At 70.2% G+C, this 23,663-nt stretch carries 18 protein-coding genes and 2 pseudogenes; 8 read left to right on the top strand and 12 right to left on the bottom strand.

All coding sequences use genetic code 11. The annotated features are described in order from the left end of the window. Window positions 1–270 precede the first annotated feature (270 nt). Together EV376_RS24115 and EV376_RS24110 are read right to left on the bottom strand one after the other, a co-directional pair. Window positions 271–975, bottom strand: a complete 705-nt coding sequence (locus EV376_RS24115) for a hypothetical protein (RefSeq protein WP_130326836.1) — start codon at window positions 973–975, stop codon at window positions 271–273. Window positions 976–1,015: 40 nt separating this feature from the next. After that, entirely contained in the window at window positions 1,016–1,258 is a 243-nt protein-coding gene (locus EV376_RS24110; protein ID WP_130326834.1) for a hypothetical protein, read from the bottom strand. Between the two features lie 125 nt (window positions 1,259–1,383). Between EV376_RS24110 and EV376_RS24105 the strand changes: the two genes are divergently transcribed. Then, complete coding sequence (locus EV376_RS24105; protein WP_486482924.1) at window positions 1,384–2,928, top strand: ISL3 family transposase; 1,545 nt, start codon at window positions 1,384–1,386, stop codon at window positions 2,926–2,928. A 586-nt stretch (window positions 2,929–3,514) separates the two neighbouring features. Here EV376_RS24105 and EV376_RS24100 read toward each other — a convergent pair. After that, window positions 3,515–5,992, bottom strand: coding sequence for an ATP-dependent Clp protease ATP-binding subunit (locus EV376_RS24100; RefSeq protein ID WP_130326832.1), 2,478 nt, complete (start codon window positions 5,990–5,992; stop codon window positions 3,515–3,517). An 841-nt stretch (window positions 5,993–6,833) separates the two neighbouring features. On the opposite strand from EV376_RS24100, the gene EV376_RS24095 reads away from it, so the two are divergent. Then, a complete protein-coding gene (locus EV376_RS24095; RefSeq protein ID WP_207228367.1) occupies window positions 6,834–7,493 on the top strand; it encodes a DUF1345 domain-containing protein in 660 nt (219 codons plus the stop codon). A gap of 327 nt (window positions 7,494–7,820) precedes the next feature. Here the strand turns inward: EV376_RS24095 and EV376_RS24090 are convergent, their stop codons facing one another. After that, window positions 7,821–8,705: a hypothetical protein gene (locus EV376_RS24090; protein WP_130326828.1), complete on the bottom strand. Its 885-nt coding sequence runs from the start codon at window positions 8,703–8,705 to the stop codon at window positions 7,821–7,823. Between the two features lie 898 nt (window positions 8,706–9,603). On the opposite strand from EV376_RS24090, the gene EV376_RS31050 reads away from it, so the two are divergent. Beyond that, window positions 9,604–10,011: a DUF2267 domain-containing protein gene (locus tag EV376_RS31050; protein ID WP_130326826.1), complete on the top strand. Its 408-nt coding sequence runs from the start codon at window positions 9,604–9,606 to the stop codon at window positions 10,009–10,011. A gap of 313 nt (window positions 10,012–10,324) precedes the next feature. On the opposite strand, the pseudogene EV376_RS31045 reads toward EV376_RS31050, so the two are convergent. Then, a pseudogene (locus tag EV376_RS31045) lies at window positions 10,325–10,423 on the bottom strand (hypothetical protein); the annotation flags it as partial. Window positions 10,424–10,478: 55 nt separating this feature from the next. Further along, a complete protein-coding gene (locus tag EV376_RS24070) occupies window positions 10,479–10,838 on the bottom strand; it encodes a transposase (RefSeq protein WP_486482779.1) in 360 nt (119 codons plus the stop codon). A gap of 271 nt (window positions 10,839–11,109) precedes the next feature. Here EV376_RS24070 and EV376_RS24060 point away from each other — a divergent pair, with 271 nt between their 5' ends. The 5 genes from EV376_RS24060 to EV376_RS24040 all read left to right on the top strand — a co-directional run bounded on the left by EV376_RS24060 (window position 11,110) and on the right by EV376_RS24040 (window position 17,670). Further along, window positions 11,110–12,120, top strand: coding sequence for a mechanosensitive ion channel family protein (locus tag EV376_RS24060; RefSeq protein WP_486482778.1), 1,011 nt, complete (start codon window positions 11,110–11,112; stop codon window positions 12,118–12,120). Between the two features lie 93 nt (window positions 12,121–12,213). Beyond that, window positions 12,214–13,584, top strand: coding sequence for a cytochrome ubiquinol oxidase subunit I (locus tag EV376_RS24055; RefSeq protein ID WP_130326822.1), 1,371 nt, complete (start codon window positions 12,214–12,216; stop codon window positions 13,582–13,584). Further along, complete coding sequence (locus EV376_RS24050) at window positions 13,581–14,600, top strand: cytochrome d ubiquinol oxidase subunit II (protein ID WP_130326820.1); 1,020 nt, start codon at window positions 13,581–13,583, stop codon at window positions 14,598–14,600. Before EV376_RS24055 ends, EV376_RS24050 begins: the two co-directional genes overlap by 4 nt. Further along, entirely contained in the window at window positions 14,597–15,583 is a 987-nt protein-coding gene (locus tag EV376_RS24045) for a hypothetical protein (protein ID WP_486482777.1), read from the top strand. The genes EV376_RS24050 and EV376_RS24045 overlap by 4 nt, the downstream gene beginning before the upstream one ends. A gap of 11 nt (window positions 15,584–15,594) precedes the next feature. Then, entirely contained in the window at window positions 15,595–17,670 is a 2,076-nt protein-coding gene (locus tag EV376_RS24040) for a hypothetical protein (RefSeq protein ID WP_130326818.1), read from the top strand. Between the two features lie 8 nt (window positions 17,671–17,678). On the opposite strand, the gene EV376_RS24035 is transcribed toward EV376_RS24040, so the two are convergent. The 6 genes and pseudogenes from EV376_RS24035 to EV376_RS24010 form a co-directional block, all read right to left on the bottom strand. Continuing rightward, window positions 17,679–18,824 carry a hypothetical protein gene (locus EV376_RS24035; protein ID WP_130326816.1) on the bottom strand — a complete coding sequence of 382 codons (1,146 nt, stop codon included), beginning with the start codon at window positions 18,822–18,824 and terminating at the stop codon, window positions 17,679–17,681. A gap of 807 nt (window positions 18,825–19,631) precedes the next feature. Further along, a pseudogene (locus tag EV376_RS31040) lies at window positions 19,632–20,042 on the bottom strand (FAD-binding protein); the annotation flags it as partial. After that, on the bottom strand, window positions 20,027–21,349 hold the full coding sequence (locus EV376_RS24025; protein ID WP_130326812.1) for an MFS transporter: 1,323 nt from the start codon (window positions 21,347–21,349) through the stop codon (window positions 20,027–20,029). The pseudogene EV376_RS31040 and the gene EV376_RS24025, both read right to left, overlap by 16 nt. Continuing rightward, a complete protein-coding gene (locus EV376_RS24020) occupies window positions 21,349–22,758 on the bottom strand; it encodes an FAD-dependent oxidoreductase (protein WP_130326810.1) in 1,410 nt (469 codons plus the stop codon). Before EV376_RS24020 ends, EV376_RS24025 begins: the two co-directional genes overlap by 1 nt. A gap of 76 nt (window positions 22,759–22,834) precedes the next feature. Further along, on the bottom strand, window positions 22,835–23,332 hold the full coding sequence (locus EV376_RS24015) for a GNAT family N-acetyltransferase (RefSeq protein ID WP_130326808.1): 498 nt from the start codon (window positions 23,330–23,332) through the stop codon (window positions 22,835–22,837). Further along, window positions 23,332–23,658: an ArsR/SmtB family transcription factor gene (locus tag EV376_RS24010; RefSeq protein WP_486482776.1), complete on the bottom strand. Its 327-nt coding sequence runs from the start codon at window positions 23,656–23,658 to the stop codon at window positions 23,332–23,334. The genes EV376_RS24015 and EV376_RS24010 overlap by 1 nt, the downstream gene beginning before the upstream one ends. Window positions 23,659–23,663 lie beyond the last annotated feature (5 nt).

The raw sequence follows: 23,663 nt of genomic DNA, 5'->3' as shown, positions 1-23,663 counted from the left end.
CGAACCGCGTAACGGGCTGTTTCCGGGCTGCCCAGCTTCTACGATTCCTGTGGGGGATGCGGGCAACGTATGCGCCGAGCGGTGCCGGGCGCCGCAGACGCACCGTGAGGGACCCGAGGAGGCAGCGGTGACACAGGCCTACGCCCGGCCGCCGGTCCCGGCGACCCGGTGGATTGAGACTTGGAATTCCTAACTCTTTGAGTGTGGGAGGAGTCGGCGCCAGCAGAGCGCTGCGTGACTACCGCAGTGATCAAGAACGGTGCGTGTCTTTCACGAGCCGGAGGCCGAGGCTCTGATTAGAAGGGATTCGTGATGGCTCCATAGCCACTGTAGGTACTGCTGCAGTTCCTCGAGTGTCGCGATCCATCCCTCGTCCATGTAGGTGAGGATTCGCACTACTTCCCCCGGTATGAGGTCGTAGGCGGTGGCTCCGGTTTCCGGGACCGGTTTGTCCGGGGGGACGGCCACGGGGACCGGAATGATGGGAAGGCGAACACCTGTCTTGTTGAATGCTTTGAGGAGCGTGAGGTAGGCGCGGGGCAGGTGGTAGGGAGAGACGGCGAGCGCGAGGCTCGTGATGCCGTGGCCTTTGACCTGGTTGACGATCCATGTAGCTTGCAGACCCGTGTTGGGAGCCGGCTCGGCCTGAAGGTGGACCCCATTGATTCGACGGAGACCGAGGCTGCGCAGGTAGCCGAGCGTGATCTCGACGTAGGTCTTTTCGGCCGGGTTGCCGTTTGCCACCAGGAGGTAACGGAGTTCAGGGTTGGCCTCCCAGTTGCGGATCGCATGGGTGAAACGCCATTCTTCGCCTTGACCGCTGGCGATGACGAGCGCATCGACGTGGTCGGCGGCCGACGGCGGGAGAGCCAGAATCATCGTGAGGGCTTTTGTCGCGGCCAGAATCTGGCCGGCTGTGAAGCCAGCGAGGTCCTCTTCCCTCACGATCCGAGGAGTCGCGCTGCTCCGGCTCATCGAATCCTTCGGTCCCATCCTGTAGTTCGAACCCTGGACTCTACTCGGGATTGAGTGGGTCCGCTTCAGCACGTCGGTCGTGTTGGCCGGCGGCATCCGTGCTGGTCTTATCGAAACTGCGTTCACCTCGAAGCGGATGCGTCATATGGTCGACGAGGTCGTCGTAACGGAACGTCGCGATGGCCGCCGAACGGATCTTGTAAGTTTCGCTGGGTCCGCTGCTCGAGTCGAACTGTTGAAGCGTCCAGCGTGCCTCGCTCGTCTCATCGTCCGTCTGCATCACGCTGTGCACGTTCGACGGGTCTGTCGCTGATCTTGTGACGGCTGCCGGCGGTCGTGATCATCTGCGCCGTGCATCCGCGATTCCTGAAGGAAGTCCTTCCTCATCTGTCCAACCTGGTCATCGACATGGTTGATACGTCAGCTGGCTCGGTCCGGATGCGGGGGCGGTCGCGCGCTCGCCGCGGGCGATGTCCACGTTGCGGTACGCCGTCAGGGCGGGTGCATGGCCGATACGCTCGCCGGTTGGCCGATGCCGCCCTGGGCGGTTGCGCGGTGGTGGTTGAACTCGTGGTGCGCCGGTTCAAGTGCGTAGCGGGCTCCTGCCCGGTGGTGACGTTCGTTGAGCAGGTGGAGCATCTGACCCGGCCGCACGCGCGGCGGACTCCGCTGTTGCAGCAGATCCTTGCTCAGATCGCCGTGGCGCTCGCGGCCCGGCCGGCTGCCCGGCTCGCTCGCCGGCTCGGTGTTCCGGTCGCGAAGGACACTCTGCTGCGCCTGGTCCGCGCGTTGCCTGAGCAGCCGACCGGCGACGTGCGTGTGGTGGGCGTCGACGACTTCGCCCTGCGCCGACGCCACGTCTACGCAACCATCCTGGTGGATCTTGAGACGCGGCGGCCCGTCGAGGTGCTCGAGGGCCGCGACGCCGGTCCGGTGGCGGCGTGGCTGGAGGCGCATCCCGAGATCGAGGTGGTGTGCCGCGACCGTGGGCGCGCTTACGCCGAAGCCGCCCGTGCTGGGGCACCGCAGGCCCTGCAGGTGGCGGACCGCTGGCACCTGTGGCACAACCTGTGCGAGGCCGTGGAGAAGACCGTCGCCGCGCACCATGGGTGCATCAAAGCCGCGTTCGCCGCAGCGGAACCGGCCCCTGCCGACCTTCCGCCGCCACCGCTGCCTGACGAGTACTGCGACGTGCGTGGTCGTCCTCGACCGCTGGTGGCCCGCACCCGCAGCCGCTATGCCGCAGTGCAGGAGCTGGTCGCCGCCGGGCGATCGCTGCGTGGCATCAGCCGTGACCTGGACCTGGACTACTACACCGTGCGGCGCTACGCACGCGCCGACAGCCTCGACACACTCCTCGCGCCGGCGATCCACCGCCGGAGCCTGCTCGACGCCTACAAGCCCTGGCTCTACGAGCAGTTCACCCAGGGCCAGCGCAACGCCTCACACCTCTACCGGCAGATCCGCGAGCAGGGGTACACCGGACAGCGCACTACCGTCGGCCGATACATCCGCCTACTCAAAGCCGGCATGGTCACCCCGCCAGCGGCCCGGCCGATTCCGGCTCCCCGCGCCATGGCGCGTTGGCTCCTGACCCACCCCGACCGACTCCAACCCGACTACACCGTGACCCTCCACGACGTCCAAGCTGCCTGCCCCCACCTGAACGCCACAGCCCGACACGTGCGCGCGTTCGCCGCCATGATGACCAATCTCACCGGTACTGAACTACCAGCCTGGATCGACCAGGTGCGCCAGGACGACCTACCCCACCTACGGCAGTTCGCCGACGGGCTCCACCACGACTACGACGCCGTCGTCGCCGGCCTCTCCAACCCATGGAGCTCCGGCCAGGTCGAAGGCCAGAACACCAGAGCAAAGCTGATCAAGCGCATGGGCTACGGCCGCGCCAACTTCGACCTGCTCCGCAAACGGATCCTCTTGCAAGCCTGAGGGACGTCACAAGATCAGCGACAGACCCCGTTCGACTGTACCTGCCTGTACACCTTGGCCCGTACGCCGAGACTGGTCCCAGCATCTGCGGCTCAGCAGCGATTGGGTGGTGAGCCGCGTGCGGCGTTGTTGAGGTCGTGCAAGCTCCCGCACTGCGGTGGAGCCCCACGGCGTAGCGCAGTGCTGTGTGGCCCGCCGCTCCAGGTCGATGTCGGCCTCGCCCAGAGTGCAGCCGGTCGGCGGCCTGCCGCACCGCGCAACGAAGGTTCCCTGAGCCGATCATTCCGAGCGCGTCCCGCCCCGTACCGACGTCACCAAGTTCACGTGAATGGGCCCGGAAGTCGACTCCACCGCATGCGAGACGTCGCTGCTGGCCCTGGGCTTCGCGTTCGAACAGGCCGCCGCGCGGCCGTACCAAGGGACGACGTGAGTGCTACCCGGGGCAGGCGTGCCGCAGGCGGACAGTGGGCGTCTCGGGGGCTCTCCGCTGAGATATGGACACTGCGGTTGGGAGCCAGGAGAACCGCGTCTCTTGGGCGCCGCCCCGCACGTTTCTTGCGTGTCGTCAGCCCGGCCGGGGCGGGCGTCACGCGCCGGCCGGTACGGCGGCGGGCCGGACCGAGAGGTCGAGTTCGCCGCCGACTATGTTGACCTCGATGGTGTCGCCCGGATTCGCCCCGTCCTCGAGCAGCAGGGTCGACAGCCGGTCTTCCAGCTCGCGCTGGATGCTGCGCCGCAGTGGCCGCGCCCCGTACTCGGGCTGGTAGCCGCGATTGGCTAGCCACTGCACGGCGTCCGGGCTGACCTCAAGATTGATGTCCTGCGCCTGCAACCGGCGGCGGGTGCGGTCCAGCAGCAGGCCGGTGATCTCGAAGAGTTGCTCCCGGTCCAGGCCGGTGAAGATGATGATCTCGTCGACGCGGTTGAGGAACTCCGGCCGGAACCGCTGCCCCAGCAGCCCCATCAGCTCCTCGCGCAGCTCGCTGACCGCACGCCCTGCTGTCTGGGCGGCCAGAATACGGTCCGCGCCGATGTTGCTCGTCATGATCAGGATGGTGTTGCTGAAGTCGACCGTGCGACCCTGCGAGTCGGTGAGGCGACCGTCGTCGAGCACCTGTAGCAGCGTGTTGAACACGTCCGTGTGCGCCTTCTCCACCTCGTCGAAGAGCAGCACCGAGTACGGCCGGCGCCGGACCGCCTCGGTGAGCTGGCCAGCCTCCTCGTACCCGACGTAGCCCGGGGGCGCCCCGACCAGCCGGCTGACCGTGTGCCGCTCCTGGAACTCGCTCATGTCGAAGCGGATCATGCTGGACTCGTCGCCGAAGAGCGCCGCGGCGAGGGCCCGGGCCAGTTCGGTCTTGCCGACGCCGGTGGGGCCGAGGAAAAGGAACGACCCGTCGGGTCGCTGAGGGTCGCTCAGCCCGGAACGCGATCGGCGTACGGCGGCCGCCACGGCCCGCACGGCCTCGTGCTGGCCGACCACGCGCTCGTGCAGTTGCTCCTCGATGCGTCTCAGCCTCTGCTTCTCCACCTCCGTGAGCTGGGTGACGGGAACCCCGGTACGACGGCTGACCACCTCGGCGATGTCGCTCACGTGCACCTCGGGCACCGGGCGCGTGCCCTCCTGCGCCGCCGCCAGGTCCCGCTCGGCCGCACTGATCTCGGCTTTCAGCGCACCTGCGCGCTGGTAGTCCTCGTTCGCCACCGCGCTGTCCTTCTCCCGGCGCAACTGGGACAGCCGCTTCTCAATCTCCTTCTTGTCCGGAGCCGGGGTGCGGGAACGCAGCCGGACCCGCGCCCCCGCCTGGTCGAGCAGATCGATCGCCTTGTCTGGCAGGAACCGGTCGGTGATGTAGCGGTGGGACAGCTCGGCCGCGGCGTCGAGGGCTTCGTCCGTGTAGCGCACCTGATGGTGCGCCTCGTACCGGTCGCGTACGCCCTTAAGGATCGCGACGGTGTCCTCCACGCTCGGCTCCGACACCAGGATCGGCTGGAACCGGCGCTCCAGCGCCGCGTCCTTCTCGATGTAGCGGCGGTACTCGTTCAGCGTCGTCGCGCCCACCACGTGCAGTTCGCCGCGGGCCAGGGCGGGCTTGAGCATGTTGCTGGCATCCATCGCCCCCTCGCCGCCGCCGCCCGCGCCGACAACGGTGTGCAGTTCGTCGATGAAGAGGATCAGCCCGTCCTCGGCGGCCGTCACCTCCTGGATCACGTTCTTCAGCCGCTCTTCGAACTCACCGCGGTACTTGGCACCCGCCACCATCCCGGACAGGTCGAGTGCAACCACACGCCGGTTGGCGAGGGTTTCGGGCACGTCGTCGTTGACGATGCGCTGCGCGATGCCCTCGACGATCGCCGTCTTGCCGACGCCCGGCTCGCCGGTGAGCACCGGATTGTTCTTCGTACGCCGGGACAGCACCTCGATCGTGTCGTCGATCTCGTCGTCACGCCCGACGACCGGATCGAGCCGCCCGGCCCGGGCGTCCTCGGTGAGGTCCCGCCCGTACTGGTCCAGGGTGGGGGTGGTGCTGACGCCACGCCCGTCGCCGCCGCCCGCCGGCCGCGCCGGGCCGGTAACGGCCCCGCCGAGCGCGCGCAACACCTGGCCCGCCGTCGTCTCCGGGTTAGCGGCGATGCCGAGCAGGATGTGTTCGGGGCCGATGTACGTCGCGCCAGAGCGTCGCGACTCGCGGTGCGCGTCGAGCAGGGCGCGCTTCGCCGCTGGCGCGAGCGGAGGCGTGTCCTCGCGTGGCCTGTCTCTGGCGACGGCCGCCTCTATCTGGCGGGCCAGGTCGTCGGGGTCGGCGCCGCTCGCGTCGAGGATCCGGCGGGTGGGGTCGGACTGGGCGGCGGCCCACAGCAGGTGCTCGACGTTGAGGTACGGGCTGCCCCACGCCGCAGCCTGCTCGGCTGCCCGCTGCAGCAGTTGCCGCGACTCGGTGGAGAGCAGCCGGGACAGGTCCACGCGCTCCACCGGACGTTCCGCGAACGGGTCGCCGCCGAAGAACCGACTGATCAGGTCGTCCAAGGAGCCGCCGGGGATGCGGAACGCGTCGAGTGACATCTCGTACCTTCCTGTCGGCCGGGTGGGTCCCTCGGCACAGGCCCACCTGAACGCTACGCACCTTTCGCCCATAAAGCTGGCCTTCATGAGTTTTTGGGGGAGGTCAGGGTTTGTACTCGCTGCGGGTGCAGGGGAGCCACCGAGGGTGGTCGCAGTGGAGGTCCCAGGCGCGGGCCCGTCGGCGCCTGCGGCCTGCCCACCAATCGGATCCGCGACCAGTCCGGAACTCCAGGGAAGCTCGGCCCAGTCGCGGGCCGTCGGAGACCGGCCAAGGCCAAGGACCGCGCCTTGATCGGCAGGCCGGGAGGCACGGGACTCCCGGTCCCGCGGACCCTGCGGCCTGCCCTCACGAGCGCTGCGTTGTTACCGGTGGACTTGACCCAGGCGTCCGGCAGGCGTCCGAGGCTGGCCATCGGCGAGCGACCACGTCGCGCTCGGTGTTCCGACAGCACCACGCACTCCACCGTCGTGCGCCCCCAGACATCTCCGCCGAGCTACGGCCGCAAAGACGTGATCGAAGGCGGCGGTGTACCTGCGGTCGCGGATAAGGGACTCTCCCCGCAGCACACCGGCGGCACCCCACCCTACCGCCGCTGTAACCGGCGTCCGGCGGCCGTGAGAAGCCGCAGTCCGGGTGTTGGACTGGGGCAGCGCACCCGGGACACCGCTTACCGGACGCCGCCGGCGGCACTTCAGCTCAGACGTCAGGGCCTTTGGCGGATGAAGGTCGGCCAAGGCCGGAGCGTGCATCGCCGGCGACTGGCCACCCTCGATGCCGCCCGATCCGGTGATCGCTCGGGGTTTCCCCCGAGCGACCCGGTCGAGGCGGGACGCTGCACAGGTGGAGCGGCGATCGGGACGACGCGCGTTGGGACGCCTGCTGTCCGTCGGGCGTGCCCTGTGGTCGCTGGCCGCCGGTGTCGTCGCCGGGACGGCCACCGCGCTCGTCGGGGCGCCGGAGCTGACGCCGCTGGTGATCTGGACGATCGCGGCGGGCACGATCCTCGTCTGGGTGTGGCGGGCCTGCTGGTCGGCGAGCCCAGAGCGTACCGAGCAGCTTGCCGAGGCGGAGCAGCACTCCCGTTCCACCGACTCGGCGATCCTGATCGCGTCCGTTGTCAGTCTCGCCGCCGTGGCCGAGGCGCTCGTGCGCGCCTCGAACCAGCATGACGCAGTGGCCGTCACGCTGGTGATCCTCAGCGTCATCGCGGTGGTCCTGGCGTGGGCGCTGGTGAACACGGTCTTCGCGTTAAAGTACGCCCGGCTGTACTACCGCGACGACGGCACTGGTATCGACTTCAAGCGGGACAGCCCACCGGCGTACGCCGACTTCGCGTACATCGCCTTCACGATAGGCATGTCCTACGCCCCGGGCGAGAACGAACCGACGAATAATCACATGCGCCGCATCGCGCTCGGGCACGCGCTGCTCTCGTACACCTTCGGAACCGGCATCCTGGCCGTCGCCGTCAACCTGGTCACCAACCTTGGTCAGTCATGACCCACCGAGCGTTAGAAGCCCCCGCTGCTGGAGCGGATCCGCACGGGCAGGATCTCCGCCGTCGCTGAGGAGCGGCTTTCGATGACGATAGACGTGGCGTTATCGCTGGTAGCGCGCGCGTTCGGAGGGGCCCGGCGGCGGCTTGAACGCGCGCGAGGCAGGGGAGTGGTGGTGAGCCAGGCAGCGGTCGGTGAGCCCCTTCGGACCTCGCCGGTCCCTGTTGGACTCAGTTTGGCCTCGATCCGGCGCACCGAATTCTCCCGTCGTTTCTAAAGCACCGGCAACCCGACCCTTAACTAAGCGTTTAGGCACCACGGCGGACGTCGATCAGCTCTGCGACTGTTGCCCCTGCGGTCCTACCAGCCGCGCCGTGACCTGCCTCAACGGTTGGCTGCTGTTGGCGATCTTCTTCATATGTTGCCACGCCGCTCGGGCCGGAGATCCGCCCGTCACGCCACCCAGACCCCCGGCACCGCCGCCAGCCGACCCCTGGTTCTGAGCCAGTTGCTGAGTGGTCTGCCCGAGCTGTTGACCGACCTGTTGGGTGGCCTGCTGCAGCGTCTGCGACAGCGGCCCATTGGGTCCCAGCGCCTCCTGCGCCGTGCGCCCGACGTGGTCGAGCGTCCGCGCGAGCGGCCCCTGCGGCCCGAGCACCTGCTGAGCCGTCTGCCCGACCTGGTTCACGGCGGTGTCCACCGTCTTCACCACCGACTCAATGATCTGAGGGTTGCGCTCGATGGTGCGCAGGGCGCTGTCGATAATGCCGCGGACCTCTTCGAGTCGAACCTCGAGCATCGCCTCGGCCTCAACGCCCTTGATGTCGATCTTCACCGTGCCGAGATGCGCCTGAACGCCGACGTCGAGCTGGAGCAGGCTCCCCAGCCGGGCTCGCAGTGAGACGGAGGCGTCCAGGTCGTCGACCTCGACGTAGATCTCTTCGACCTTGACCTGCGGGATCTGGAGGACAACGTCTGGGTCTGACATCGTCTTGCTGCTGTGCCCGCCAGCCGGTTGGGGAAGGTCGTGCCCACCGCGCTTGGTGGCGGGGCGTTTGTCGGGCTCGGTACCCGTGGGCTCGCCGCCGGGACTGAGGTTCTGGCCCCGACCGGCGATTTCCGTGCCTTCCTCGGCGTCGCGTTGCCGATCGACCTGTTCGTGCGGTTGCGCGGGCGACTCCCGTGCGCCCCTGTCCCGGCTCTCCGGTTCGGCCATTCCGCACTCCTCGGGCCTCGCCTCGCATGCGGACCTTACGGAACCCCGTATGTGGCTCCGGCCCTCGGCCCACCCCCTTGGACCGCGTCGCGGTCTACCCGTGTGCGGATGCATCAAACGGCTCAGGGCGCGGCCGAGGAGACGGCGGATCAGCTGCGTCCTGAAGACGAGAGGTGAGCAGACCTGCCCACCTGTGGCCCGCGATCACGACGACCCCAACGACAGGTCGGCATGGCAGCAGCGATCGGTGTTGTCGTTGCTGGTCATGACGATCATGCCGCTCGCGCTGGTGACGGCCTGCTTGGTGGTCGTCACCGTGTTGAGATTGGGCGACAGGCTATCCCGGAGGCGACCGGCGCACCACGGCCATCGGGGAAGGCAAGCTCCGCCACCAGGTCGTCCATGGCCGTGTGCGCGCGCCGGGGCTCGCCGTCTATCAGGTGATCCACGGAAGGTGGGCAGGCGGTCGGCGCTTGCGCCTGGGAATTGTCGCCCACTCCGACGGACTGGTCGGCGCCTTCTTCGCGGCCGCCGCGCTGATGCTAGTCGGCGCGGCGACGTCCCAGATCTGGCCGCTTACCGAGCTGCGGGGGGTGAACAAAGGCCCACGCCTGCCTCGGCTGGAACTCACGCAGGAGCCGGACCCCCGGGCGGGACCGGTGCGCGACCGACAGATTGTTGTGCACCACTAGTCTGCGGCCCTGCTTATTCGCCTCGCCAATCTCTCTCCTCCTGCCCGTCTTCTACGCCGTCACCGGCGCCGGGCCTGTACCAGTTGCAGGTGACCCGCCGGATCACCCACCGGCTCCGCCACCACCCGGCTGAGGGCGGGCGAAACGCCGTTTCACCCCGGCGGGCGCGGGTACCCGCCGCAATCCAGTTCGAGAGGGGATCCGAGGTGAACTACGCAGAGTTCATCCAGTCCGTGGCAGCGCGACCGAAGGTTCCGCCGGGGCAGGCGGAACCGATCACCCGCGCCACGCTCGAGACGTTGGCAGAACGGATCACTGGCGGCCAGGCGAAGGACCTCGCCTCCCAGCTCCCTGAGGAGCTACAAGGCCTGGTGCGTAGGCCCACCGAAGATCCGGAGCGGTTCGGGCTGGCCGAATTCTTCGAACGGATGCAGTCACGGGCCGGGGTGGATCGCCAGGTGGCCACCGACGGAGCACGGGCCGTGCTGGATACCCTTCGTGAGTCGGCCAGCGCGAAGGAGTACGGGGACCTCGTCGACCAGTTGCCGCAGGAGTTCTGGCAGTTGACCGGGCCGGGGAGGGGACGGCTCGAGACGCGTCGGGTCGGCACCTAGGCACTGTCTTCAAAGGTCTACAACCACTGCAGTAGCGCGGCAATGGTAATGGTTGCCCGCTAGGATGTGGCGGCCTTGTCGTAGCGGGTGGCGACACTGCGGTGTGCCTGATGCGGTTGAAGCGACGGTCGACGACGGTGCGCCGGTTGTATAGATCCTGGTCGAACACCGGCCGCCGCGGCTGCCGCGTCGGTGGCGGCCGGCTTGCTGGTGCCGGCGCGTTCGGGGATCGTGTGTGCGACCCCCGCGCCGACGCGGGGTCGGCACGGATGGCCTTGGAGCTGTAGCCCTCGACCGCGATGACGTGGTCCGGGCGGGCTCTGGGTCGAGCCGGCCCCGACCGCTCGACGGGGATCGCAGCCAGGACCTGGGTGAAGCGGGTGCAGTCGTTGACGTTGCCGCGGGAGAGCACGAACGGCAGTGCGCGGCCGGCGCCGTCGCAGGCGAGGTGGATCTTCCTGGTGAGTTCACCACCAGTTCGACCGAGGGATGATCTTGTGGTTCGTCCGTTTCCCGCCCCCTTTGGCTCCGGCGGCGTGTTGGTGCGCTCGCACGATGGTGGGGTCTGCCGACACCAGCCAGTCGATGTCCTCGGCCGCGTCCGTGTCGGCCTGCACTGCGGCGAGCATCCGCGCGAACGTGCCGTCCAGAGCCGGCCTGCGAAAACGCGTGTAGATCGATTGCGAAGAGTCGTAGCGGGCGGCTATGTCACGCCAGGTCCCGCCCACCCGCACCTTCCACACGATCCCGTTGGGCACCCACCGGTCGTCAGCGCGTCGCCGCCCGCCCGTTCCGTCGACGGCAGATACCGCGACAACGTCTCCCACTCGGTTTCCCGACAGCTCGTAACGACGACCTACGTGCTAGATCATCCGACACCAAGATCCTTTGAAGACACCGCCTAGCCGGCGCGGCTGATCACGGTGACCTCCTCGCCACCGAGCGCGGGGCGGCGGCGCCGCGTGCCGGGGCCGCCGGGGGACTTCGGCCGGTCGCGATGTACGCCCGGCGATCGGCCGTCTCGTGACACGCTGCCGTGGGGACGACCCGGACGGGAGCGGAAGTAATGACCATCGGTACCGCGGTGAACGGCAGCTGATGGGCCGAGCGGTGATCATGCTGGCCGCGGTGCCGGCGGCCGTGCTGGTGGACGTGCTCAGCGGCGTACTCGTCAACCGGATCGCCCATGGTCGCTACAAATGGCTGCTGGTGCCGCTGCGCCAGGCCTGCCGCCGCCCGACGACCGCCGTTCTGCTGCTCGCGGGCTTCTACGCCGCGTTGCCGGCAGGGCCGAGCTGGTGGCTGCGCGAGGGCCGGCACGCCATCCTGTTGCTGTTGATCGGCAGCGTCGCCTTGCTGGTGGTCAGGGCGCTGCACGTCGCCGAGAGGATGGCGTTCAGCCGGCTGCCGGCCGGGGTGGTGGCCGACCGTCGGATCCGCCGCACCCGCACCCAGATCCGGCCGGTGCGACGGTTGACCTCGACGGCGGTCACGATCGTCGCGATCGGTCTGATCATGACCAGCTTCGAGCCGCTACGCCTGTTCGGCATCTCGGTGCTCACCTCGGCCGGTGTGATCGGCGCCGTGATCGGCCTGTCCGCCCGGACCGCGCTGGGCAACGCCTTCGCCGGCATCCAGGTCGCCTTCGCGGACGGCCTCTACGTCGGTGACGTGCTCGTCATCGACGGCGAGTGGGGTCGCGTCGAGGAGGTGAAACTGACTAACGTGGTGATCCGGCTCTGGGACGACCGCCGGCTCATTCTGCCCACGACCTACTTCACCGAGCGGCCGTTCCAGAACTGGACGCGACACGAGTCCCGGGTGGTCGGCAAGGTCCAGATCCACGTCGACCACACCGCCAACCTGGACGACCTGCGCGTCGAGGCGCAGCGCCTGATCGAGGCGTCGCCGCTGTGGGACCGGCACCAGTGGGTGCTCCAGTTGGTCGATGCCAACCCGCAGACGGTCGTCATCCAGATTCAGGCTTCCGCAGCCGACGGGCCGAGCGCCTGGGACCTCCGCTGCGACCTGCGCGAGGCGATGGTTCGCTACCTGCGGGAGAACCACCCGCAGTGGCTGCCCCGCACCCGCAGCGAGTACAAGCCCTGATTCGGCGCCCGGGATGCGGCATTCGCGTTGCCGACCCGCAGCCGGGCCGTTAGACCACCATGGGGCCGACACGCAACGAAGGTGGGGAACCCGATGCTGGTTGACCTGTTGGCCCAGGACGCCGCCCCGGGAGACCTCATGGCGGCGCGGGTGCAGATGGCCCTGTCCCTGGGCTGGCACATCGTGATCGCCTCGTTCGGCGTCGGCATGCCGGCGGTCACCGTCTTCGCCGAGTGGCGCGGTCTGCGCACCGGGGACCCGACCTTCACCCGGCTGGCGCACCGCTGGGCCAAGGCGATGGGCGTGCTGTTCGCGGTCGGCGCGGTGTCGGGGACCATCCTGTCGTTCGAGATGGGGTTGCTCTGGCCGGGCCTGATGGGCCGCTTCGGCGACGTGATCGGCCTGCCGTTCGCGATGGAGGGCATCGCGTTCTTCGTCGAGGCCATCTTCGTCGGGATCTACCTGTACGCCTGGGACCGGGTGCCACCCCGGGTGCACCTGCTCTCCGGACTGCCGGTCTGTGTCGCGGGCGTGGCGTCGGCGTTCTTCGTGGTGTCGGCGAACGCCTGGATGAACCAGCCCCGCGGCTTCGACCTGGTCTCCGGCGAGGTCACCGACGTCAGGCCGTGGCAGGCGATGTTCAACCCGGCGACGCCGCCGCAGACCCTGCACATGATCGTCGCGGCGTTCATGGTGACCGGTTTCGGCATCGCCAGCGTCTACGCGGTGGCCCTGCTGCGCGGCCGCCGGGACCGCTACCACCGGCTCGGCTTCGCCATCCCGTTCACCGTTGCCGCGGTGCTCTCCCCGGTGCAGGTCGTGGTCGGCGACTGGGCCGCGCACTTCGTCGGGGAGTACCAGCCCACCAAGCTCGCCGCGATGGAGGGGCTGGCCCGCACCCAGGCCGGCGCGCCGCTCTCGCTCGGCGGCGTCTACGTCGACGGGGAACTGCGGTACGCGGTCGAGGTGCCCAACGCCCTGTCGCTGCTGGCCAGGTGGGATCCGGACGCCGTGGTCATGGGCCTGGACCAGGTGCCCGATGATCAGGAGCCACCGGTGACGGTGGTCAAGTGGGCGTTCCAGCTGATGGTGGCGATCGGCCTCGGGCTGGTGGCGCTCTCCGCCTGGTGGGCGCTTGCGTGGTGGCGGCGTCGGGGTCCGCCGCGCTCGCCGTGGTTCCTGCGGGCCGCCGCCCTGTCCGGGGTCGCCGCCGCCGTCGCGGTCGAGGCCGGCTGGGTCGTCACCGAGGTCGGGCGGCAACCCTGGATCGTGTACGGCGTGCTGCGCACCGCCGAGGCGGTAAATCCGGCGCCGGGGCTGGCCACCGGCCTGGCCCTGGTCGCCGCCGTCTACGCGGTGCTCACCGTCGCCACCGTCGCGGTGCTGTGGCGGATGGCCCGGCACCGCGACGAGCCGGTCGCTCCGCAGGAGGGCGTACCCGAACCGGTGGACAGCGGCCGATGACCGTCGTCGACGTCCTGCTCGGGGTGCTGCTGGCCGGTCTGACGCTCTACACCCTGCTCGCCGGCGCGGACTTCGGCGCCGGGATCTGGGATCTCCTCGCCGGCGGGGCGCACCGCGGCGCAGCCCGCCGGGAACTGATCGCGCACTCGATCGGCCCGGTCTGGGAAGCCAACCACGTCTGGCTGATCCTGGTGATCACCCTGTTCTGGACCACCTTTCCGCCCGCGTTCGCCGCGTTCGCCTCCACCCTTTACATCCCGCTGACCCTGGCCGCGCTGGGCATCATCGGTCGTGGCGCGGCCTTCGCCTTCCGCAAGGCCAGTCACACCCTCACCGAGCAACGCCTCTACGGCGCCACCTTCGCGCTCTCCTCGGTGGCCACCCCGTTCTTCCTCGGCTCCATCGTCGGCGCAGTCGCCTCCGGTCGCGTCCCACCCGGCATCGCCGAAGGTGACATCTGGCGCAGCTGGCTCAATCCCACCTCCATCTACGCCGGCCTGCTCGCGATCGGCGTGTGCGCGTACCTCGCCGCGGTCTACCTCATCCACGACGCGCGCCGCGCCGGTGCCGCCGACCTCGTGGCCCAGTTCCGCCGCCGCGCCCTGGTCACCGGCATGGTGGTGGGCGTCGGCGCAGCGGCCGGGCTGGCCGTCGTCGCCGCCGACGCGCCGGACCTTTTCGCCGATCTTCGGGGCCGGGCGCTCGCCCTGGTGCTGCTCTCGTTCGCCGCGGGGCTCGGGTCGCTGGTGCTGATCGCCACCGGCCGCTACCGGGCGGTGCGGGTGACCGCGGCCCTCGCGGTCGCGGCCGTCCTCTGGGCCTGGGGCGCCGCCCAGTACCCGGACCTGCTGCCGCCCGACCTGACCGTCACCGAGGCGGCCGGTGATCCCACCGTGCTCGCCACGGTGCTCGCCGTCCTCGCGGTCGGAGCGCTGCTGCTGGCGCCCTCCCTGCTCTGGCTGTTCGGCATCTTCCAGCGCTCCAAGCCGGCCGCCGGCAACCCACCGCCCCGGTGACGCTCACCCGGGCGGGCAGCCTGTGGGCGGCGCTGGCGGCGGCGGTGGCGCTGGGAGCCCTGCACCTTCTCGCGCCGGCCATTCGCCGGAGACTGCCGGTGCCCACCCACGCGGCGACCTCCCTCGGTGGCGGCATCGCCGCCGCGTACGTGTTCCTCTACCCGCTGCCGCGCCTCGCGGAGGGCAACCAGGCGGTGGCCCACGTCCTGGAGGAGGAGGTCAGGCCCACCCCGGCCGGCGGGTTCGTGCTGTTCCTCGTCGCGCTGGTCGGCCTCTTCACGTTCTACGCCCTGGAACGTTTCACCCACCGCTCGCAGCAGCGCCGGCAGGAGCCCACCCGGCTGGTCTTCGGGTTCCAGCTCGGCTTCTTCGCCCTGTACAGCGGCCTGATCACGTACACCCTGGCGACCAAGCTGGACGCGGGGCTCGGGCCGGCGGTGCTGTTCGCCGTCGCCATGGGGCTGCACGTGCTGGCCACCGACGGCGTCCTGGCCGAGCACTTCCCGGTCAGCCTCACCACCGGGTGGCGCCTCGTCCTGGTCGCCGGCGCCGCCGGCGGCTGGGTGACCGCTGTCGCCATCCAGCCAACCGGCGTGCTGATGAACGTGCTCACCGCCTTCCTGGGCGGCGGGATCCTGCTCAACGTTTCGTCGACGAACTGGCCCCCGAACGGCACTCCAGCCTCACCTGGTTCACCGTCGGCCTGGCCGCCTACTCCGGCCTGCTCGCCTTCGCGACCTTCACCACCGAAGTCGGCGCTGCCTGAGGGCGATCACCGGCCGATTCCAGACGGCCAGTTGGTGGTGGCGGATCGTCGCCTCCCGTTCCCAGCGGGCCGGTTCGACCGATTAGCCCACTCGCTCACGTCGAGGCGCCAGTGCGGATACCGTGCTTTCCTACGTGGTCGCGCCCAGGGTGTTCCAATGTGGTCGACAGCATCTGATCCTGGGGATGCGAACTCGTGCCGTCACCGGCACAGCTGAAGGAGGCGTCCTTGCGCGTCAACGCGTTTCTTCGCACCCCGATCCGAGCCGACGTCCAGAGCCGCCTGCAGAACCTGACGGTCAGCGAGATGCCGGCGGAGGGCGACCCCAAGCCGGGGGATCCCTTTCCCCAGACGTTGGAGCTGGCCTTCGACACCGACACACCAGACCTGCCCGTTCAGATCGCGCCACTCTGGGAAGGCGCGCTGCAGTTCATTCCGGACTCCGCCGTCGGTAATCCGACGGTGCCCGGTGAGGTCGTCGAGGGCCGCTACGACCGATGGTCGGTGACCGGGGATCTGGTGTTGAAAACGCCAGCGTCGGTGCAGGAGGACGCTTTCCGACAGCACCTGGCCGCCTTCACGCCCGTGCCGCAAATCGTGCGGTACAGCAAGGTCGTGTTGAGCCGGGACTTTCTGTTCACCACGCTGGCCTCGGTGCCGCGTCGACGGTTCACCCTGGGCGGCGTGATCATCACCGAGGACGACCCTCACTTCCACCGAAAACTGGTGATCAGTGTCCTCTCGGGCACCGGACGGATCTGGATCACCGTCGATCCTGCCGACCCTGGCAGGGACACGGCCGCACTGCCGATGCCGGTGATAGCGCCGCCCTCGGACGGGAGGGCGCGGCTGCGGGTGGGCGTCGCCTCGACGAGCTTCGAAGTGCTGTCGCCGACCTGGTTCGACCAGCGCCCCGCCTACGACGACCTGTCCGGCGAACAGCTGGTCCCGCCGGCCCTGCGGACGCTGGCGGATCAGCTGTCCAACCCGGCGCACCCGGCGCACAGCGTGATCTCCACGTGGGCCCTGTTCCAGGACGCGCCGGACCTCGCGTACGCGCCGGACCATGCGGTGGCGCCGTTGCGGTCGTCGCTGGCTGCCCCTCTGCCCGACGGGCGGCGTTACCGACGCATCGAGCTGAGGCGCCCTGTGCTGCCGGGGCCCGACTCCAGCGCCGCGCCCCGGCGCCCGTACCCCGCTCACCAGCTGTGTTGGCGGCCGAGTGCGGGCGGCCCGACGAAGTCGCTGCGGCTGCCGCTGTCCGGCGTTGTTCACGTGCCGTTGGCCGACGACACCTACCGGCTGTGGGTCGTTCCCCGTTCTGCCGACCCGTCCGTCGTGCTCTCCGGGGACCAGGTCCAGTTGAGTCTGCCACCGTCGCCGCCCCGGCTCGCCGGCGGCCCGCCCCAGGCCGCCGTCGACGTCGCGCTCGGCGCGGCGTCCGGCGCCGCGATCGACGTCCATCTGCGCGCCTACGACGCGGCGATGGTCTGGGAGGGCTACCGTGCGGTGGCGGGTCGCCAGGCGGAGCTGCAGAACAAGGCCAGCACGCACTGGAACGTCGACGCCCGCCTGGCGTGGATCGTTCCCCGGGGCGACAAGAACCGCCCGCAGAGCGCGCTGTACGGCCTGTTTCGCGAATCCGCCGGGCGCCACGGGCTGTCGCCGGAGTTCCTCCAGGTGGCCTTCTTCGGCGAGGGCGGCGCTCTCGCCCTGCCCACGTCCGGTGCGTTCGACGCCAACCAGGTGCTGCAGGCGTACGACTTCGTTGGCCTCGACCTGATCGTCTACCGCACCGGTCGGCTCCCGGTCGGCCGGCCCGCGATTCCACCCGAGGTGCCGGCCGGTGCCGTCGACGAGCGGGCGGAGTACACGTTCAACCTGGTCACCGCCGGTTACGTCGATCCCGCCGTCGCCGCCGCGGTGAACTGGGACCGCACCGAGGTCCGGACCGAGGCCGGTTTCACCCGCAGCCTCGAGGTGGGCACGGTGAACGGATGGGCGGCGGCGATCGAACTGGTCGCCGCCGAGCTGCACGTCCGCCTCGACGAGATGATCGCGTACCTGGCCGGTAAAGTGCCGCCGGTCACCGTGTCCGACGAGCTGAGTCGACGGTTCCTCGCCTACGCGCGGTTCAACTCCCGACCGTCCACCGCGCGGTCTCTCGCGGACAACCTGGCTGGGAAGCTGCGCCCCTGGGTCGGGGCGCCGCCGCCGGACAACACCAACGTCCACTACAACGTGATTCAGCGGCTCGCCGTCGCCGATTGGCACGACGCCGCGGCCGCTTACCGGGAGGCGTAGCCGCCGGATCAGGGCGCCGGGGGCAGTCCTTCGATGATGCGCCGGGCCAGGTAGCGGATCTCTGCCGCGGACAGGTCCAACGTCTTGCGTATCACGGGTGCGGCGACCAGGTCGGCGGTACGCCGTCCGGCGGTCTCGGCGCCCTTGGCGACCACGAGGTGACGCGGGGCCGAACCGAGGCGGATGATTCGCCCGCGCGAGGTGCTGGCCGGGTCGTAACGGAATTCCCGGCCGCCGACGAGGATCCGGTCGCCCACCTCGAGTTCGTTTTCCATCCACTCGAACAGCTGCCGCACACCCTCCTGGCCACCGCGGGGACCGGCCTTGATCTCGAAGACGTCCAGCACGACCAGGTTGCCGTCGCGTTCGATGGTGAGCAGATCGTCGGTGAACTCCTTGGACTGTCCGCTCGCCCCGTCGATGCGGCGGACGCCCCGCTGGAGCACGGCGTCGGCGGTGGCCGCCTCGGCCCGGCGTGCCGCGAGGACCTCCGCCTTGTAGCCGTCGGCGAGGATCTCCCCGATGTTGCCGGTGAGGTTGCGCAGCACCCAGTCGGCGACCTGGCCGCCCTCGAGCATGCCCTGGTGCCACAGGTCGGTGAGCTTGCGCTGCAGGCGGGGAAGGTTGGCTGGCGCCAGCAGCGTCTGCAGGTAGCCGCTCACCTGGGTGGTGGTGAGTCCGGGCGGCTGCGCCAGGCCGGTGATCGGTGTCATCGTCGTGGGACGTGGGCGCGCGACGACCACGACGTGGCGCGGGACGGCGGCCCCGTTGCGGATCGTGGTGTACTCGGTGGTCCAGATGCGCACGTCCGGTCGGGGGGCGATCCCGGCGAGGCGCCGGGCGACCTGCGGCGACTCGGTCACGACGATCCACTGGCCGCCCGGGCGCAGCCGGTTCACCCGCTGGGTCACGAAGGTCTCCGGGTCGGGAAGCTGTGCCGGGTTGTGCAGTTCCTCCCGGGCGACGGTGCACTGGTATCCGGTCGGGAGGTCGGCGATGGTGCCCTGGACGAAGCGGCCGTTGCCGGCCACGACCGCGTCGACGCCGGCGGTGCGGGTCGCGGCCACGACGGTGGTGCGCCGGCCGGCCGCCACCTGCTCCAGGCCCCAGCCGATCTCCGGGTCACCCGCGCCGACCACCAGATACTCCCGCACGGACGCCGCCGGAAGGTGAACACCGCCAGCAACTCGCGCAGGATGCGGTGAGCGCGGTCGGCGCGCACCTTGTCCGGCGAGAACAGGGCCACGAAGAGAGTGGTCCCGACGAAGAAGAGGAGGGTGGCGACAACGCCGAGGACGATCCACGCCGCTGGGCCGGCTCCGACGAGGAGGGACTTGAGCAAGTCGAGCACGGGACGCTCCCGAGGAAGGGCGGGGAGCGCGTCGTTCGATCAGACGACGGTGACCCCGCAGGCCGAAAGAGATGGAATTCGGCCTGCGAGGTTGGGGCCGCGCAGAGGGCGGCAGGAGGAGGCGACGATCCGACCAGGAGGCTGCATCAGCCGTGACTTATCACGTTCAGCGGCGATGTGGCCGCCGGGCACGGCGAGACGGCCCGCTGACGGTGTCTTAATCTCCTTGAAGAGATAGAGGTACGTCGCAACGACGTACCGCCAGCCGCACCATGGGAGGAGGATCCATCTGACAGTCCGCCCGCAGAAGTTATGGCCCAGAAAGGCTCTACCGCGCCGCTTCCCCTCCTCGCCGCTGCGCGGCCGCGGTGCGGGTCGGCTTGGTCCCGATTTGCCGTAGCACGCTCACCGGCCCTCGGGCGGATCAGGCGAGCCTGTCCGGCGGACAGCTCCAGCCGCAGCTGGACTGCATGGGACAGGGTCAGTGGCCGCGCTCGATGGACGTCGATGGCCCGAATGATCTTCTGGGATACGGGCGGGTACGGCGAGCTCTGCACATTCGGCTGTACGTAGCTCTGCACTCCAGGCCGTACCCCGACATGGGGCGAGCAAAGCCCGAGTCGACTGCGCCGCGGGACGAGCTAACCGCACCGCCGAGCAGGTCGGCCAGCTCTCGACGAGATTGAAGTTGTCGGCGTTACCCAGCTCTGCGACCACCTGAGCACCACGACGCAGGCCTGGGTGAGTTCGGGGCGGGGGCCCTTCTGCTCGGCGACCCACTCGACGATCTTCGCCGGCTTGTCCGCCTCGCCGACAGCGGCGGTGAGCTGCTCGACGGCCATGGGCCGGGCCGGGGCGGGGCTGTGCGGGTTCGGCCGCATCGTCGCCAGCGGTAGACACCGGGTGACCTTCGACTTCAGGATCGTGGAATGGGCGAACGCGACCGGCGTGGCCGTGCCGTCAGCGTCCGGTGCGACCAGTCGGTCAGAATGCCGCTGTCCAGCTTCACCGCTCGACGGGCCAGCGCTGGGCTGTGCGGTCAGAGTCGCTGATCGTCAGCCACGTGCCGCGGGCGCGCCCTCCGGGGTCGCGGGGCGGTGGAGGCGTCGGGCGGGTGAGTATGCCGGTGGCGGCGAGGAGGCAGCAGGTGGCCACGGCGGCGAGGAGGAGGTTGTATCCGCCGTTGGTGTGTAGGACTGCGGCGCCGGCGAGGGGCGCGGTGGCCTTGGCGAGGGTGACGGGGGCGGCGAGTCGTCCGGCGATGGTGGCGTAGGCGGTGGTGCCGTAGCGGTCGGTGAGCAGGGCTGGGGTGGCGAGGCTGGCGATGCCGAAGCCGAGCCCGAAGCCGGTGACGGTGACGATGGCTCCGGCACGGGTCGCGGCGGCGAGGGGCATGGCGAGCACGGCGGCGGCTTGGATGGCGAAGACCGCGCCGACGATGGTGGTGACGGGCAGGCGGCGTCGGGCGCCGGTGAGGACGAGTCGTCCGGTGACGGACAGGACGCCGAGCAGGCCGGCGGCGGTGGCGGCGAAGGTGGCGGGGTGGCCGCGGCTGGTGAGGTAGCCGACGAGGTGGACGCCGATGGTGCTGGTGGCAGCGCCGTGGGTGAGGAGCGTGGCGGTGAGGATCCAGAACCGGGGGTCGCGCATCGCGGCGCGGGCGGCCGCCCGCCGCGGGGCCTGCGGCGTTGGCGCTGTGGTGGGTGTGGTGGCGTGCGGCGGTCGCCGGATGGTGAGGGCGTGCAGCGGCACGGTCAGCGCGCCGTGGACGGCGGCGAGCGCGAGCAGCGCGCCGCGCCAGCCGAGCTGCGCGGTCAGCAGGCCGGTCAGCGGCATGAAGATGGTGCTGGCGAACCCGGCGACGACGGTGACGGCGAGCAGGGCGGTGGGCCGTCGGTCGGGGGTGAACCAGGAGACGATGACGGCGAACGCGGGTTCGTAGAGGACCATGGCGCCGCTGATGCCGATGCCGATCATGACGGCGTAGAGCTGCCCGATGCTCTGGACCTGGGACCAGGCGACCAGCAGCGCGGTGGCCGTGATCGAGCCTGTGGTCATCAGAGCGCGTCCGCCGTGCCGGTCGAGCCATCTGCCGACCGGGATGGCCATCAGCGCGCCGGCGAGGACGCTGGCGGTCAGGGCCCCGGTGACGGCCGTGGTGGAGGCATCGAGGCTGTCGGCCATCGGGTTGAGCAGGACGGCGTAGGCGTAGTAAAGGGTGCCGTAGCCGACGGTCGAGGTGACGGCCAGGGCGGCCACCAACCGCCAGCCGTGGGTGTGGTGCCCGCCGGCGGTCGGGTCGGCGGGCACCATCCTGGTGTTGGTCATCAGCTCGTGCAGCAGCCGCCGGTCTGGCCGCTTGCCGCAGTGTCGAGGCTGAGGAGCTGAAGCGGCGCGGACAGCAGGCCGCCGGAGATGCCGGTGGCGAGTCCCTTGGCGGTCGGCTCGGGAGTGGGGCCGCAGCAGTTGTCGCTGCCGGTCGCCTCGGCGGGGTTGCTGTTGCAGACGCCGGTCTCGGGCAGGTCGAGCTGGACGTCGCGGGCCGCCTGCCAGTCGCCGGCGAGGGCGGCGACGACGGAGCGGACCTGCTCGTAGCCGGTGGCCATGAGGAACGTCGGCGCGCGGCCGTAGCTCTTCATGCCCACGGCGTAGTAGCCGACCTCGGGGTGGGCGAGCTCGTCGACGCCGTGCGGTGGGACGGTGCCGCAGGAGTGCTCGTTCGGGTCGATCAGCGGGGCGAGGGCGCGGGTGGCGCCCATGACGGGGTCGAGGTCCAGGCGCAGCTCGGCGGCGATCGTGTGGTCGGGGCGGAAGCCGGTGGCGGCGACGATCCGGTCCGCCACGATCGACTCTTCACCGCCGTCGGCGTGGCGGACGACCACGGCGACCCGGCCGTCGGTCGGGGTGAGCGCGTGCACGGAGAAGCCGGTGAGCAGCCGGATCCGGCCAGCGTCGACGTGTTCGCGTAGCCGGGAGCCGAGGGCGCCGCGGGCGGGCAGCGCGTCGGCGTCGCCGCCGCCGTAGGTGCGGGCCGGGCTGGCCGAGCGGATCGCCCAGGTCACCTGGGTGCCCGGCTCGGCGGAGGCCAACTCGGCCAGGGAGAGCAGCGTGTTCGCCGCCGAGTGGCCGGCCCCGACGACGAGGGTGTGTCGGCCGGCGAAGCGGTCCCGGTCCGTGCCGAGCACGTCGGGCAGGGCGTGCTCGAGGAACGCTGCCGCATTCTTTTCGCCTCGGGCGGGCAGGCCGGAGGCGCCGAGGACGTTCGGGGTGCCCCAGGTGCCGGAGGCGTCGATGACCGCGCGGGCGAGCAGCTCGTCGCCGTCGGTGAGGCGGATCAGGAACGGCGTCTGCTCGCGGCCGGCGGTGCGCAGCCGGTCCAGGCCGAGGCGGCTGATCGCCTCCACCCGGGCGCCGTAGCGCAGGTGGGGCTTGAGCTGCGGCAGCTCCGCGAGGGGCTGGAGGTAGGCGGCGACCAGCTCCGCGCCGGTGGGCAGCGCGTCCTTGGCCGGGGCGACCCAGCCGGCGTCGTCGAGCAGCCGGCGCGCGGCCGGGTCGACGTTGTACCGCCACGGGGAGAACACTCGCACGTGCCCCCACTGCCGCACCGCCGCGCCGGCGGTGTCACCGGCCTCCAGCACAAGGAAGGGCAGGCCACGCTCGTGCAGGTGGGCGGCGGCGGCCAGACCCACCGGGCCCGCGCCGATCACCACGACGGGCAGCTCGTCCAGGACACTCATCGGAAACTCCTCTGTGTTGAAAACTGTCGAATCAGGAAGGTGTAGTGGTGCTGCGGCGGGCGGAACCGAACGGGGTTCAGGTGATGGCGGGGCTGCGGCGCTCGAGCAGCACGACGTCGCGCCACCGGCCGTGGTGCCGGCCGATCCGCTCCCGGGTGCCGATGACGCGGAACCCGGCCCGCTGGTGCAGGGTGAGGCTGGCGGTGTTCTCCGGGAAGACGCCGGACTGGATGGTCCAGATCCCGGCAGCCTCGGTGGAGGCGATCAGCGCGTCCAGCAGCAGCCGGGCCACCCCTCGGCCTTGGGCGGCCGGGTCGACGTAGACGGAGTGCTCGACCACCCCGGCGTAGACGGCCCGGCTCGATGTCGGCGACACCGCCACCCACCCGAGGACGATGTCGTCCGCGTCGACGGCCACGAGACGGTGCTCAGGCAGCTTCGCCGCATCGAATGCCGCCCAGGTCGGTGCGGTGGTCTCGAAGCTGGCGTTTCCGGCGTCGAGGCCGGCCTGGTAGATGGCCAGGACACGATCGGCGTCGTCCGCGCTCATCGGGCGGACGGTGATGTCGGCCATCAGCAGGCTCCGATCGGGTTGGGGGCCGGACGGCCCATGACGACGTCGGCGGCGGACGGGAAGCAGTCGACGCAGGCGTCGTTGATGCGGTAGTGGCGGGCGGTGCCGACCGGTTCGACGAGCACGAACCGCACCTCGGTCAGGATCTTCAGGTGTTGGGAGACGGTGGACTGGGCCAGGCCGACGGCGGCGACGATCTCCCCGACACTCATCGGCCGGGCGTGCCGGGCCAGGTACTCCACGATTTGCACCCGGGTCGGGTCCGCCAGGGCCCGGAACCACGAGGCGTAGGTCTGCGCGGTCGCCCGGTCGAGCAGCTCGCCCACCACCA

The organism is Micromonospora sp. CNZ295, from assembly GCF_004217535.1.
The sequence above is the reverse complement of the archived record's forward strand: the minus strand, read 5'-3'. Positions and strand labels throughout refer to the sequence as shown.